The 14,230-nt window shown below is 51.3% G+C and carries 12 protein-coding genes; all 12 read left to right on the forward strand.

Annotation, left to right across the window (positions count from 1 at the left end; genetic code table 11):
- Positions 1 to 85: 85 nt before the first annotated feature.
- The 12 genes from GK091_RS24155 to GK091_RS24210 all read left to right on the forward strand — a co-directional run bounded on the left by GK091_RS24155 (position 86) and on the right by GK091_RS24210 (position 14,196).
- On the forward strand, positions 86 to 928 hold the full coding sequence (locus tag GK091_RS24155; RefSeq protein ID WP_164043077.1) for an MBL fold metallo-hydrolase: 843 nt from the start codon (positions 86 to 88) through the stop codon (positions 926 to 928).
- Positions 929 to 970: 42 nt separating this feature from the next.
- Positions 971 to 1,363: a nuclear transport factor 2 family protein gene (locus tag GK091_RS24160; RefSeq protein WP_164043078.1), complete on the forward strand. Its 393-nt coding sequence runs from the start codon at positions 971 to 973 to the stop codon at positions 1,361 to 1,363.
- 55 nt (positions 1,364 to 1,418) lie between these two features.
- The gene (locus tag GK091_RS24165; RefSeq protein WP_212593000.1) at positions 1,419 to 1,844 is read left to right on the forward strand and encodes a hypothetical protein; all 426 of its coding nucleotides are present in this window, start codon (positions 1,419 to 1,421) and stop codon (positions 1,842 to 1,844) included.
- Positions 1,845 to 1,867: 23 nt separating this feature from the next.
- Positions 1,868 to 2,437 (forward strand): DJ-1/PfpI family protein, encoded by a 570-nt coding sequence (locus tag GK091_RS24170; RefSeq protein ID WP_164043083.1) that lies wholly within the window; start codon positions 1,868 to 1,870, stop codon positions 2,435 to 2,437.
- A gap of 10 nt (positions 2,438 to 2,447) precedes the next feature.
- Complete coding sequence (locus GK091_RS24175) at positions 2,448 to 2,864, forward strand: VOC family protein (RefSeq protein WP_164043084.1); 417 nt, start codon at positions 2,448 to 2,450, stop codon at positions 2,862 to 2,864.
- 57 nt (positions 2,865 to 2,921) lie between these two features.
- A complete protein-coding gene (locus GK091_RS24180; RefSeq protein WP_164043086.1) occupies positions 2,922 to 4,808 on the forward strand; it encodes an AGE family epimerase/isomerase in 1,887 nt (628 codons plus the stop codon).
- A gap of 101 nt (positions 4,809 to 4,909) precedes the next feature.
- A complete protein-coding gene (locus GK091_RS24185; protein WP_164043088.1) occupies positions 4,910 to 5,251 on the forward strand; it encodes an STAS domain-containing protein in 342 nt (113 codons plus the stop codon).
- Positions 5,248 to 7,368 carry a glycogen debranching protein GlgX gene (gene glgX, locus GK091_RS24190; protein WP_212593001.1) on the forward strand — a complete coding sequence of 707 codons (2,121 nt, stop codon included), beginning with the start codon at positions 5,248 to 5,250 and terminating at the stop codon, positions 7,366 to 7,368. Before GK091_RS24185 ends, glgX begins: the two co-directional genes overlap by 4 nt.
- Positions 7,369 to 7,421: 53 nt before the next feature.
- Complete coding sequence (locus GK091_RS24195) at positions 7,422 to 7,736, forward strand: STAS domain-containing protein (protein WP_164043090.1); 315 nt, start codon at positions 7,422 to 7,424, stop codon at positions 7,734 to 7,736.
- 173 nt (positions 7,737 to 7,909) lie between these two features.
- Positions 7,910 to 8,338, forward strand: a complete 429-nt coding sequence (locus GK091_RS24200; RefSeq protein ID WP_212593002.1) for an ATP-binding protein — start codon at positions 7,910 to 7,912, stop codon at positions 8,336 to 8,338.
- Positions 8,339 to 8,371: 33 nt separating this feature from the next.
- Positions 8,372 to 11,542, forward strand: coding sequence for an nSTAND1 domain-containing NTPase (locus GK091_RS24205; protein WP_164043092.1), 3,171 nt, complete (start codon positions 8,372 to 8,374; stop codon positions 11,540 to 11,542).
- A gap of 20 nt (positions 11,543 to 11,562) precedes the next feature.
- Positions 11,563 to 14,196 (forward strand): TonB-dependent receptor plug domain-containing protein, encoded by a 2,634-nt coding sequence (locus GK091_RS24210; RefSeq protein WP_164043094.1) that lies wholly within the window; start codon positions 11,563 to 11,565, stop codon positions 14,194 to 14,196.
- Positions 14,197 to 14,230 lie beyond the last annotated feature (34 nt).

Consider the following 14,230-nt stretch of genomic DNA (forward strand, 5'->3'; position numbering starts at 1 on the left):
TTTCTGCCAACCCGGTAGCTTACGTTAAACAGGCGTTTTTTCTGCGTACTGCCTATTTCCTACTCTTTTCTAGCCTAATGCAACCATGCCTACCCCAACGCTTACTTACCTGTCAGTCAAGAAAATAGAACGGGATACGTTCACCATCCACTGTGTTCAGGCACCCGAAGACGGTGAACTTGTCAATGCTCAACTGATTGAAACACCCAACAAACTGCTGTTGATTGATACGCTGCAACTCAAGCCACACGCTGACGAACTGCGCACCTATATCGATAGTATTGGCAAACCGTTGGACCGGGTTATTGTATCGCACTATCATCCCGACCATTGGTTTGGGGCCGCAACGTTTCGGGACTATCCCATCTACGCCTTACCGGAAGTCATCGACCGGATTAATCAGATGGCTGATTTCGTGCTTGACTATCATCGTAACATTCACGGGGAGAAAGCAGCACTCCTGATTCCATCCGAAAAGGTAATTCCTACAGAGTCACTCGAACCGGGATCAATGACGTTCGATGGACTGTCCCTGAACCTCATTAAAATTACGGATACGGAAGCACCCACCAATCTGGTTGTCGAACTACCCGAACACAGCATCCTGTTGCCTCAGGATCTGGTTTACCATGATGCATACGCTTACTTCGGTGAGAAGTCGGCTGAGGGTGAGTACTGCTTTGACAAATGGATTGGTGTCCTCCACGATTTTCAGACTAAGAACTACACCCTCGTAGTCCCCGGTCATGGCGATCCAACGGATGCATCCATCTTCGAGACTATGATTACCTACCTGGAATTTGCCAAGGAACAGGTATTATCCGGTTTGAAAGGAGAAGAGATGATCAGCCGGATCAAAGAAAAATACCCGGATTATCGCCTGCCTCTGACCCTCGTTATGTCGGATGTAATGCTCTTTCAGATGTAACTTTTGCCTAGGCACCTCCTACATTTTTCATTTTTCCAACTCATGACAAACGTACCCGATAGCCCGCTTGGCCAGATGTACCGCGAGCATATCCAGCATATTCTCGATAAAAATATTGAGGCCCTGCTCGATCAATATACCGACGATGCGCTGCTCATCAGCAGTTTCATGAAAAAACCGATTGTTTATAAGGGTCGCGACGGTATCCGGGAGCACATGCAGGGCATTCTAGGCATTGATGGTCTGGAAACTGACATTGTGTTCTGGGGAGAAACGGAAGATCCGCAAACGCTCATGATTACGGAGCAGATTACCATGCATACCAAAGATGGCGACGCCACCATGCGCTTTGCCGATAGCTGGGTGCTGCGCGACGGCCGCATTGCCATTCACTTTGCCGGTATGGTTCAGCACCCCGATGGATCGCTGGCCTAATCCGGTTCCGAAACTTAGTTGACCTCACTAGTTCCCCATTTTAATGCAAGAAATAATGTTGACTCAGGAATCTATACAGGAATTTGTTGCCGAGTGGTATCGCAAACTAGACGTTCACGTGCCGATGGTCGAGATACTGCCGCTGCTGGCCGATAGTGAGCTGGAGTGTGTATTCCCGGAGGTGACCGTTTACGGATACGCCGGTTTTGAAAGCTGGTACCAACGCGTAATCCGTACGTTCTTCGATGAAGTGCATACCGTTACCAAAGCTGATGCCACCATCGATGGCGACACCGCAACGGTCGACGTGGTCGTGCACTGGGAAGCCAGTGTATGGAACGCGCCCGAAGCAACTAGCAAACGCATTGATGCCGATGCCTACCAGACCTGGACGTTGATAGCTGGTCCCAATGGGTCGCCCATCCTGACCAAGTATGTGGTCGATGATTTCGTTCCCCGCGAAGGTTCAGCCAGTCTCTGATCGCCATAAACCCCCATTCCGTCATGAAACTGAGCGGCAAAAAAATCGGAGTTCTTCTCGAAAGTGACTACTTCGAAAACGAAATTTTTTACTACAAGTACCGCTTCCCTGAGGAAGGAGCAGACCTGCATTTTCTGACGCGTCTGTGGGGCAATGAGCGCATCACCTTTCACGGTCACGAGTATAAAGTGCCCATGGAATGCTGGGAAAGTTTCGAGAATATGAGCGATGACGAGCTACGGAGTTACGATGCTATTATCGTTCCCTCGGGTATGGTCTCCGACCGGCTGCGCTATACCGATGATGTCGAGAAGATTCCACCGGCCACGGAGTTTCTGAAACGCGCGTTCGCCGAAAAGTCGATCCTGAAAGGTATTATCTGTCATGGTCTGTGGCTAGTGGCCCCCGCTACCGAACTGGTGAAAGGCAGACCGCTGGTTTGCCACAATAACCTTATCGGCGACGCCAAAGCTTACGGAGCCATCTACACCAATGACGATGTGGTGGTAGACGGTGATTTGGTAACGGGTCGGTCGGGTGGCCATGCACACTGGTTCGCCAAAAAAATTATCGAAATCCTCGCCGAACGATAGCCAGATCCTTATGGACACTATGATTTTTTCGCACGTTGCCTTATCCTGCAACGACCTCGCCCGGACGGAGGAGTTTTACACAACCTATTTTGGGTTTTTCCGCTCGCGGGTCATTCCGCTGGGTGAGGACAATGAAATTGTGTTCCTGAAAAACAGCCAGTCCATTTATCTCGAACTGTTTCGTGCCGAAGGGGAGCGCCCTGCCGGAACACCCGATGCCGTTGCCGATGGGCCACATTACACCGGCGTTCGGCACCTCGCCTTTCAGGTACCCGACATCGAAGCGGCTATAAAAACGATTGGCAGCGCGGCTGAAACCACCCTGGGACCACTGGATTTTAGCGATTTCATTCCCGGCTGGAAAACGGTCTGGATCAAAGACCCCGATGGCAACATTGTGGAAATCAGCGAAGGCTACACGGATTAACCGACCCCATCCCGCTTCTGCAGCTCACGACTTCATACCTTAAAACCAAACGTATTCATGGAAACCGACTCACTCACCGCCACTGGCGACAAGGGGCAACCTACTAAGGGAGCCAGCATGAAAATAGACTTTACGTTTTCTGATACCATTTCGGGTTACGTGGTTGACTTCATCAAGGCCGAACGAGCGTTCATTCTTGAAACATCCGACGGGCGTCAATTCAAATTGTACCTGATCACGTCTACCTTCGCCCGGTCGGTGCGGAACCTCAACGAACCCTATCAGGATGCATCAGGTGTGATGGTCGAGATGCTGTCGCAGAAAGGGCAGTACCTTCATGCCTACGGTTCGTTTTACCCCGGCATCGAAGACCACGAACCCATCTTTGAGGTTCAATGGATCATTTTTCCAGGTCAGCACCCGCTGGAATACCGCCAGGAAAGCCAGGACTGGTGGATTCATCAAATAAGCTCCATCGCGTCGAGCTACCTCAAATGGCAGTTCAACTACCCCGAAGAACCCATCGACTATAGGAAGTACCGTACCATGCTGCACCTGGCAGGTGCAAAAAAAGGTGACTATCTGCAGGAGACCGATACCATTTCCCGATTGATTTACGGGTTTGCTTCGGCCTATATGCTCACCGGTAACGACGCGTATCTGGAAGGGGCCGAAAAGGGAACCGAATACCTCCGCGAACATATGCGGTTCTTCGACCAGGATGACGACCTCATCTACTGGTATCACGGCCTGAAACTCGACGGAGCCAAAGAAACCAAACTGCTCACCTCCGAATTTGGCGACGATTACTACTCGATCCCAATGTATGAGCAGATTTATGCCCTTGCCGGTCCCACACAAACCTTTCGCATTACCGGCGACAAGAAGATCCTGTTCGACATTGAAAAGACCATTGATCTTTTCGAGATGTACTACAAGGATAAAGAAGGTGACGGTTACTTCTCCCACATTGACCCCATCGGCCTCGATCCCCGCGATGAATCGCTGGCGCACAACCGCGCCCGTAAGAACTGGAACTCCGTTGGTGACCACGCGCCGGCTTACCTAATCAATCTTTATCTGGCCACGGGTGAAAAGAAATACGCTGACTTTCTGGAGTATACATTCGATACCATTACTAAGTATTTCCCCGACTACGAAAACAGCCCGTTTGTTCAGGAGAAATTCATGGAAGACTGGAGCAAGGACCAGAGTTGGGGCTGGCAGCAAAACCGGGCGGTAGTTGGTCACAACCTCAAAATCGCCTGGAACCTAATGCGGATGCAATCGCTGACGCCAAAGCAGGAATACCTCGATTTCGCCAAAAAAATCGCCGAACTTATGCCTGCCGCGGGGTCCGACCAGCAGCGGGGTGGCTGGTACGATGTGGTTGAGCGGACGCTGCAACCTGGCAGCAAACGCCACCAGTTTGTGTGGCACGACCGCAAAGCATGGTGGCAGCAGGAGCAGGCTATTCTGGCCTATATGATCATGTACGGCTTGCTCGACGATAAGGAATACGAAAAGCAGGCACGGGAATCGGCTTCGTTCTACAACGCGTTCTTCCTCGACACCGACGATGGTGGGGTCTACTTCAACGTATTCTCCAATGGGATGCCGTATCTGTTGGGTAACGAACGCTTCAAAGGCAGCCACTCCATGAGTGCCTACCACAGTACCGAGTTGTGCTACCTCTCCACGGTGTACACAAATTTGCTGATTACCAAACAACCAACCTATTTCTACTTCAAGCCGTATCCGGATTCGTTCAAGGATAACATCCTGTACGTGTCGCCCGATATTCTGCCCAAAGGCAGCATTATAATCACGGAGTGTTTCATTGACGATGAACCCTACACGAATTTCGATGCAGAGGCCCTGACGGTGAAACTACCCGATTCGGAGAAGCAGGTACGGGTAAAAGTGTTAATTACACCGGTATAACAAAACCCTGAGGGGGTCAGTTGGCCGGTCAGTACAGCGCTTTGTCACTGACCGGCCAACTGACCCCCTCATCAACTCATTAACTAAACATCCTTACAGGCATGAATGTAACGTCCAGCACGGTCGGTGAAATCACCGTCATTACAGCAAGCGGCAGCATCGACAGTAAAACAGCATCTGAGTTTGAACGCACCGCCCTGGCGGCCATTCAGGGGCAAAGTTTGGTCGTTATGAATCTGACCGACGTTGAGTTTTTGTCCAGTGCCGGTTTGCGGGTGCTGCTGATGGTTTACCGGCAGGTGAAAGCAAAAGATGGCAAAGTGGTACTGGCAGGTACGTCCGAAGAAATTCTGGATGTTATGTCCGATACTGGCTTTTTGACCTACTTTCTGACAACCGATACTCTCGAAGAGGGGTTGAATACCCTTAAAACCGCCCGATGATGGTTGACAACCGAATTGACTATTACCCGACCCACGAACACGAGGGCATTAAATTCCGGCGCGGCCATGCACTGCCGTTTGGGGCAACCATGGTGGCGGGTGGGGTTAACTTCAGCATTTTCTCTAGCGGATCAACCGCCTGCACACTGGTGCTTTTTGAGCGGGGTGAAGCGCTACCCTTCGCCGAAATCCCGTTTCCCGACGAGTTCAGAGTCGGAAACGTGTATTGCATGACCGTGTTCGACCTCAACTATGAGCGGCTTGAATATGGCTACCGCATGGACGGTCCCTTTAACCCTAGCGCGGGGTTACGCTTCGATAAAACAGCTATCCTGAGCGATCCCTACGCTAAAGTACTTGGTGGGCGGGATACCTGGATGGTCAAACCCGATTGGGATAATGTGTACCAGTATCGGTCACGACTGGCTTTCGAGGATTTTGACTGGGAACAAGACCACCCGCTTGAAACACCCATTGAAGATCTGATAATCTACGAAATGCACGTTCGTGGATTTACACAGCACGAATCGTCAGGTCTCAAGAACCGGGGTACGTTTAGTGCCATTCGGTCTAAGATACCTTATCTGAAAGAACTGGGAGTAAACTGCGTGGAGTTGCTGCCAATCTACGAATTCGATGAGTGGGAAAATAGTCGTCAGAACCCCGTAACGGGCGAGACACTGGTCAACTACTGGGGCTACAGCACGGTTAATTTCTTCTCGCCTAAAGCGGGTTATGCAGCTACCGGGAAATTTGGCATGCAGGTCGATGAGCTGAAAACACTCATCAAAGAGTTGCACAAAAATGGCATCGAAGTCATGCTCGATGTAGTGTTCAATCACACCGCCGAGGGGGATCAGCGTGGCCCGACCATCTCGTTCCGGGGGCTTGACAACAAAACCTATTACATGCTGACGCCAGAGGGGTATTACTTCAACTTCTCCGGTACGGGTAACACGCTCAACTGTAACAACCCGGTGGTGCGGAATATGGTGCTTGACTGCCTGCGCTACTGGGCCTCGGAGTACCACATTGACGGCTTTCGTTTCGACCTGGCAGCTATTCTGGGCCGGGCGCAGAACGGTGCTCCACTCAGCAATCCTCCCCTGCTCGAATCGCTGGCCTACGATCCCGTTTTAGCCAAGTGCAAGCTTATTGCCGAAGCCTGGGATGCGGGTGGGTTGTATCAGGTTGGCTCTTTCCCAGCTTACGGACGCTGGGCGGAATGGAACGGTAAATACCGCGACAACCTGCGTAAGTTTCTGAAGGGAGATGCAGGCGAGGTGGGCGATATGATTCAGCGCATCATGGGTTCGCCCGATTTGTACAGCATGCGCGGACCAACGGCTAGTATCAACTTTGTGAGCTGCCACGATGGTTTTTCGCTGTACGACATGTTTGCGTACAACGAAAAACACAACGAAGCGAATGGCGAAAACAACAATGACGGGGCGAATGACAACAACTCCTGGAATTGCGGTCACGAGGGCGAAACCGACGATCCGGCCATTAATTTTCTGCGCCATAAGCAGGTCAAAAATGCTTTGGCTATTCTGCTCGTCAGCCAGGGTGTTCCAATGGTGCTGATGGGCGATGAGGTAGGCCGCACCCAGAAAGGGAACAACAATACGTACTGCCAGGACAACGAGCTGAACTGGTTCGACTGGTCGCAACAGGAGACCAACGCGGATTTATATACGTTTAGTCAGCGCATAATCAACTTTCGGCGGCAGCATCCGGTACTGCGGAGTTCAACGCATTTTCAATACTGGGATTACGTAGGGAGCGGTTACCCCGACATTAGTTTTCACGGAACCAAAGCCTGGTCATGCGATCGGTCTGAATCGAGTCGCACGTTTGCGTTCATGCTCTGTGGCGACCACGCCAAGCAAGGGGTCATCAAAGACGATATGATCTACGTGGCCATGAACATGTACTGGGGTGGCCTGCACTTCGAATTACCCGGTCTTCCACCCGAAAAGAAATGGTATTTGTTCGCCAACACCGACATGCCATCCCCCGGAGATTGTTTTGTGCCGGGTAGTGAGCCTATCCTCGAGAATCAACATGAGTTCCTGGTTGGGTCGCGCAGCGTCGTTATTCTGATCGGCAGGTGAACTACCTGCGTTGTTTTCTATTTTGATTGTTCAACCCTAAAATCAGCGTCACTATGAGTTTTTCAATACTGGCAGAAACCAAAAAAATTGCCAAGATTACCTTAATGGGCGAAGTCGATTCGCTGTCAGCCCGCGAGTTTCAAAAAGAGATCGAAAAAATGGCCGCTGAGTCGCCCGATGAGCTAGTTCTGTTCGTCGAAAACCTCACATTCATTTCATCGGCAGGTCTGCGGGTGCTGATCTTCGCCAAGCAAAAAATGGGTAGCAATCTGGCGATTTACATCGTGAATCCGCAGGAATCCATCGTTGAAACCATCGAGAAAACGGGGCTTCAGCATAGCGTTAACATTGTGGATCAGTACTTATAGGCCAAACCGTTCGGGTTGGGTCCAGTGGAAGCGTATTCGCCTGACTGTAGCAGGGGCAAGGGCAGGTACCAATCAACGAAAAAAGTGACTGGATGGCCAGTCCAACAAGCCACAGTTTAGTGAATAAACTTCCACTGCCCTCCTCCGGGCTTGTGTAACTTTTCAATTCCGTAATGATGGAGCGCAACACGTTTCCGGGCATCCCCGACTCACTCGAGTCTATCCGGCAGGTAGTAAAGGAAGCATCCCAGCAAGCGGGATTGTCTAAAAAAGCAACGTATAACCTGATGCTGGCGGTCGACGAGATTGCCAGCAATATTATCATGCACGGCTACGAGAAAGCTGGTATCAGCGGACCAATTGATGTGCTGACCGAGCATACTGATGGGCAGCTACTTATCACGCTGGAGGACGATGCCGCTCCGTTCGACCCATTGGCACGGGAAAAACCCGGCGAAGACTTTTTTAACATGCCCCTTGAAGAAAGGCCCATCGGTGGAATGGGTATCCACTTGACAGTCAATGGGGTTGACGAATTTAAGTATGAACTGGCTAACCATCGGAACCGGAATATTTTCATCATGAAAACCGACGACGCGTAGCAGGCTTGCCATCCGATTATCCAGGTCACGACTATGATTGACGCCACTACTAAAGTCGCTTATACGAATCCCTTCCCCGGGTTGAGAAGTTTCGACCGAGCAGACTCCTATTTGTTCTTTGGGCGGGACAATCAGATTCGTGACCTGAAAGAAAAACTACTCGACTCACGGTTTCTGGCTATCATCGGTTCGTCGGGAAGTGGCAAGTCATCGCTGATTAAGGCGGGTTTGATTGCTCAGCTCGTAAACGGGCCGGTAACCAAGGCGGCCTTCAAGCGGTGGCAGATTGTTTTTTTTAACCCGGAAGCCACTCCCTACCGCAACTTTGCGCAAGCTTTGCACCAAAGTCTGAGTGAGCATAACCAGTCGTTTGCAACGCATTTTTCGATCGATTCGGTCGAAAAACTGATTCGTACCGATTCCGAATCAATCGTTGGCTTGTGCGAGAATACTAATCTGCTGCTCATTATCGACCAATTTGAGGAGTTGTTTCGCTACCAGCAACAGGAGACAAATCAGGACGAAATCACGGGCTTTATTAACCTGATTATTCGGTTGAGTCAACGCCAGGACTACTCGGTCTACGTGATTCTAGCGATGCGATCGGATTATCTCGACCAGTGCACCAACTACGTAGGGCTAACAGAAGCCATCAACCACGGCTACTACCTGTTGCCAAAAATGAACCGGGACGAGATTCGGCAAGCCATCGAAACGCCGGCCAGCGTGATGGGAGCCTGTATTACCGACGAACTGACAACCCGCCTGCTGAACGATATTGGGGCTAAAGCCGACCGGTTACCCATTTTACAGCATGCACTCATGCGTACCTGGAATCACTGGCAGAAGAACCACAAAACGGACAGCCCAATTGGTATTGCCGACTATGAGGCCATTGGAACCATGCAGCGGGCCATCACGCTGCACGCAGAAGCGGTATATGGCGATCTGCCCGACGAAAAAAGTCAGCTGGCAACCGAAAAGCTGTTCAAGGCGCTGATTGTCGTGAGCGAAGGGGACGAAGGGTTTATCAGTCCGGCATCCATCGGCACAATCAGCCAGGTAGCGGGTACGCCGGTGTCCTTGCTGATTGACGTGCTGAACCGGTTTCGCGAGCCGGGCGTCGCTTTTTTAACTCCTCCCCTATCGGTCAATGCTGACTCAAGCCTGATTATCGACGTATCGCATGAACGCATCATCAACTTGTGGGATCGGCTGCAAAGCTGGGTAAGGGAAGAAACCGATTCGGCCAAATTTTACCAGCAGGTCAGCAGTTCGGCTATGCTCTACCAACAGGGGCAAGTTGGTTTATGGACCAATCCGGAATTGCAGATTGGGCTGAAGTGGCTGGCCGAAAACCGACCTACTCAGGCTTGGGCCAACCGCTATGACCCTTACCTCGAACGGGCTACCAATTTTCTGGACTATAGCCGGCAACAGTATGATTTCGAGATTCAGAATAAAGAAGAACGCCAGCGAAAAGAATTGCGACGTGCCCGGTCATCCGCCATTTTCCTGGGCATCGGTGCGCTTGTTTCTTTAGTATTCCTGATTGTTTCGATGGTGTTGCGTACCAATGCCCAGCAGAGCGAAAACCAGGCTATCAAGGAACGAAAAGTGGCCCTTGATCAGCGTAGCCTGGCCGAAGCACAGACCCGCGAGGCCATCACACAAAAGAAAATTGCCGAACAGCAGGAAATCATTACCGAGCAACAGAAGAAACTGACCGATGAACAGCGGAACATAGCCGTAGTCGAAAAAAGTAAAGCGGAGTCGCAGAAGCAGATTGCCGAAGAGGCCCAAATCAACGCGGAGAAACAGAAAGATCGGGCTCAGGCGGCTCAGGTCGTTGCCGAATCGCAGAAGCAGATTGCTCAGGAGGCCCAGCGTAACGCAGAGAAGCAGAAAGATCTGGCTCAGCTTGCTCAGGTTGCGGCTGAAAAACAGAAACTCATTGCCCAGAAAGCACAGAGTTACGCCGAGCAGCAACGGGGCAAAGCCATTGCTCGCTCGGTGGCGGTGCAATCGTATCAAATGGCTGAAAACGCGCAGGATGATTTACCGGCTCTCCTGGCTCTGGAAGCGTATACGCTCAATCTTAAAAACGGCGGGGAAGTGGACAATCCGGAAATTTTCAATGCCCTTTCCAAAGCCGCTGATGTCCGGCCACCGTTACGACGGCATACCGACATTGTGCGCGCGCTGGCGCTGTCGTCCTCTCCCAATGAGGTAATCATTGCTTCAGGAAGCGATGATGGTACGGTTAAACTATGGACATTCGGTAATCTGGCCCAGCCCCCCCGCTCCCTGATGACCCGCAGCAAAAATCCCGACGGAATCCGGGCGGTTGCGTTCGACAAACACGCCAGGAACGTTTACGGAGCCAGTGAAAGTGGACTGCTCTACAGCTGGTCGTTAAACACAACCGAAACAAGGCCCACGATCATAAAAGCCCATACCGGCCCCATAAGCGCCCTACTCACCACAGCCGATTTTGGGATGCTGATATCCATTGGGGCAGATGGGCACATTCGTAGCTGGAAACCAACCGCAACCGGTCTTGACTCGGTCCAGCATGTGCGGGCTGCCATGCCACTTCACTGTGGCCGGCTCAGCCCCGATGGCAAGCGGTTATTTTGCGGATCGTCAAACGGGCGAATGGTCAGTTTTGACCTGGCCAACCTGAAAAATCAACCTGTGGTTTTTACCCGCCGGGAATTTGGTAACCGCCTGACGGCACTGGCTTTTAACCCCAGTGGTGACCGGCTCATAACCGGGAGTGCATCAGGATTGGTTGTTGCCTGGACAATAGCGGGCAATGAACCGGAAGAAACTGGCCAGTTATTGTCCAGTCGGCACACGTCTACCGTGAACGATATTACCTTCTCACCCCACGGTAAACTACTGGCTACTTGCAGCGCCGACTGGTCGATTCATATCTGGGATTATAACACGCTGTCACAACAGCAGCAGCCCATTGTTATCAATGCCTTTGATTCGTGGGTTATGTCCATTCGGTTTAGCAGCGACAACAAGTATCTGGTTGCCTGCGGAGCCGATAAAACGGTACGCATCCACGACATTGACGTAACCGAACTGTATGCCAGCCTGACCAAAAAAATCAAGCGAAACATGACCCCAGAGGAGTGGAGCAAATACATCGGGAACGATATTCCCTACGAAAAATTTAAAACGGATTACTAGCGCATCAACGGCTTATGAACATGGTCAACCGCATCTGCCTGGTCCTAGCGTCACTGCTACTGGTTGCTACTGGCCAAATAGCCACTGCCCAGATGAGCTGCGATGAGTCGGTGGCCGTTCCGCAGGCCGAAAAGCGGTATGCTACGGGAAACTTCGATGATGTGTTCTCCTTGCTGTTGCCCTGTTCCCAAAGTGGCAGCTTTACCGTCAATGGCCGCGTACAGGCACTCAAGATTCTGTCTATGAGCTACCTGGCTATTGATTCAATGCAACAGAGCGCACAGGCCATCAGCCAGCTATTGGCTCTGAATCCTAAATTTGAACCCGATTATCTGGCCTCACCACGGTATAAGACCCTGTTCCAGCAGGTGCGGGATTCGCAGGAGGAGATTATTCAGGTTACTTCGGTGTCGAAAAAGGCCGAAAACCTGTTGTATGTGCCGGCTACGGTTATGGTGATTTCGAGCAGGGATTTTGTCCAGCGGGGCTACCAGAGTCTCGAACAGGTTCTGCACGATCTGCCCGGCTTCGACGTCATAAAGGGGAATGGTCCCGGCTATTCCAACTTCTACCAGCGGGGCTACCGCTCGACCTCCAACGACCGGACGCTGATGCTCATCGACGGCGTTGAAGAGAACGATCTGGCGTCGAGTAATATTCCCATCTCGCAACAATACGCCCTGTCGGATATTGACCGGGTAGAGGTGATTTATGGACCGGCCTCAACCATGTACGGAGCCAATGCATTCGCCGGTGTCATCAACATTATTACCAAAAGTTTTCGAAACTTGTCCGGTCCGGCCCGGCAGCTAGCTTTTACGGGGCAGGCGCGCACGGGTGCGTTGAATACCACTTATTTCGATGGCGTGCTGACAGCAAAAACGCCCGACGTAGCCATATCGGTAACAACCCGGCTTTATCGCTCCGATGAGATAGACTTATCGAAATACCCCGAATGGAACTTCAATTCCCGGACTGCCGCCGACTATACTGGCCAACTGGATATTACAGGAGCTGACGCAACCAAGCAATATGTAGACAAAACCAACCTGTTGGGTCAGTACCCGAACAGCAATCTGTTTACGGTCAATTACGATCCTGCCGGCGTAGCTACCGGTATCCGCCTGACCCAGCAGGGTGCTGAGCGGGCTGCCAACATCGACAACAATCTATTCGGCAAAACGCTGAACGACCAGCCTGTGCGGTTCAACGATTCATCGTTCGACTGGTCAGTACGGGCAAAGGTAGAATTTAAAGACCTGACCATTTCGTTATTAAACTGGAAAACCGACGAAGGAGCCACCCCGTGGTATACGAACCGATCAACATTATCAGCCGCCAAAAATCCGCGCTGGGTCACGAACAACCGAGCGTTTTCAATTACGTATAGTAAATACATCAGCGATAAATTTCAACTGACCAATATCACGTCGTATCTGCTCCACGAGATCAACGGTAATTCCAGTCTGGTAACCTACAACGGCTATTACAATGGCAAACTGGGCCTTCTGGAACTGGCTAAAGATTCGGTTCCTAAATCGATTATTACCTATTATTACCGTATATCCACCCAGTTACGAAACGAGCTGCGCCTTTTCTGGACACCCGTTTCCAATGTGGAAGTAAACAGCGGGCTCGAATTCAGGAGCGGTCTGATCCAGGGCAATTATATCACCTCATCAAAGCCTCTGCCCGACGAAACCGGCTTAGTAGCCACTGGTTCGGGGGCGGTGTTGGGAGGAAATAACTTCCAGACGCTCGACCTCAGTCTTTACTCGCAGGTAACGTATCGCCCGCGTAAAGAGCTGAAAGTAGTCGGTGGATTACGGGTCGACAACAACCGTATCCGGACAAATGGTGGCTACGGCACCGTGGCCAATCCCAGACTGGCAGTTATTTACAGTCCGGGCAAGTATGTGTTCAAAGGCATTTATGCCGAAGCCTTCAAAGACGCGTCCTTTCTGCAGAAATACGCGACCACTTCAACCCGTACACTAACGAATCCAAATCTGTTGCCCGAACGGGTACGAAACATTGAGTTCAGTGCCTATTATCAGGTAACCAAACAGGTGTCTATGAACGTAGTAAGCTACATGGCCGACTACAGCGATGCGGTTGGCGTAGCCATCGTACCACTCGAAGGGGGGCGCACAACGCAGCAGTTTCAGGCCATTGGCCGTCGCCGGATCTGGGGGATTCAGGGCGAAGGCAACTACAGAGTCAACCGGCTTAATGCCTGGTGGAATTTCACGTACACCAACCCCATCGATCCCGAGAGCAACAAACGAGTCAGCGATATTGCCGATTACATGATCAATGCGGGTGGTCATTACCAGTTTCTGCCCAAACTGAGCCTATACCTCTCGGGAAATTACGTCAGTGCGCGTAAGAGTGGAATGGGTACATCGGGCAGTAATAATCCGACTCAGCGTTTTGACCCCTTCCTGCTTCTGAATTCAAACCTTACGTACAGCAACCTGGTGAATGGATTGTCTGTGCAGCTATCAGCAGCCAATCTACTCAACAACGAATATTTCGTGCCCGGCATTCGGGAAGCCGACAACACGACTTACGCATCGCGTTTTCCGCAGGCTCGTCGACAAGTGTCGATCGCCCTTTTGTACACATTTAAACTGAGTGATTCGTCCCGCTAGCGCGCTTATCTAACACCGGTATTAGTCCTTAGCC

It is taken from the genome of Spirosoma agri, assembly GCF_010747415.1.
Taxonomy (GTDB): domain Bacteria; phylum Bacteroidota; class Bacteroidia; order Cytophagales; family Spirosomataceae; genus Spirosoma; species Spirosoma agri.

Excerpts from the sequence above, each read along its gene's own strand:
- GK091_RS24155 (WP_164043077.1), top strand. The coding sequence starts at position 86 with ATGCCTACCCCAACGCTTACTTACCTGTCAGTCAAGAAAATAGAACGG.
- GK091_RS24160 (WP_164043078.1), top strand. The coding sequence starts at position 971 with ATGACAAACGTACCCGATAGCCCGCTTGGCCAGATGTACCGCGAGCAT.
- GK091_RS24165 (WP_212593000.1), top strand. The coding sequence starts at position 1,419 with ATGTTGACTCAGGAATCTATACAGGAATTTGTTGCCGAGTGGTATCGC.
- GK091_RS24170 (WP_164043083.1), top strand. The coding sequence starts at position 1,868 with ATGAAACTGAGCGGCAAAAAAATCGGAGTTCTTCTCGAAAGTGACTAC.
- GK091_RS24175 (WP_164043084.1), top strand. The coding sequence starts at position 2,448 with ATGGACACTATGATTTTTTCGCACGTTGCCTTATCCTGCAACGACCTC.
- GK091_RS24180 (WP_164043086.1), top strand. The coding sequence starts at position 2,922 with ATGGAAACCGACTCACTCACCGCCACTGGCGACAAGGGGCAACCTACT.
- GK091_RS24185 (WP_164043088.1), top strand. The coding sequence starts at position 4,910 with ATGAATGTAACGTCCAGCACGGTCGGTGAAATCACCGTCATTACAGCA.
- glgX (WP_212593001.1), top strand. The coding sequence starts at position 5,248 with ATGATGGTTGACAACCGAATTGACTATTACCCGACCCACGAACACGAG.
- GK091_RS24195 (WP_164043090.1), top strand. The coding sequence starts at position 7,422 with ATGAGTTTTTCAATACTGGCAGAAACCAAAAAAATTGCCAAGATTACC.
- GK091_RS24200 (WP_212593002.1), top strand. The coding sequence starts at position 7,910 with ATGATGGAGCGCAACACGTTTCCGGGCATCCCCGACTCACTCGAGTCT.
- GK091_RS24205 (WP_164043092.1), top strand. The coding sequence starts at position 8,372 with ATGATTGACGCCACTACTAAAGTCGCTTATACGAATCCCTTCCCCGGG.
- GK091_RS24210 (WP_164043094.1), top strand. The coding sequence starts at position 11,563 with ATGGTCAACCGCATCTGCCTGGTCCTAGCGTCACTGCTACTGGTTGCT.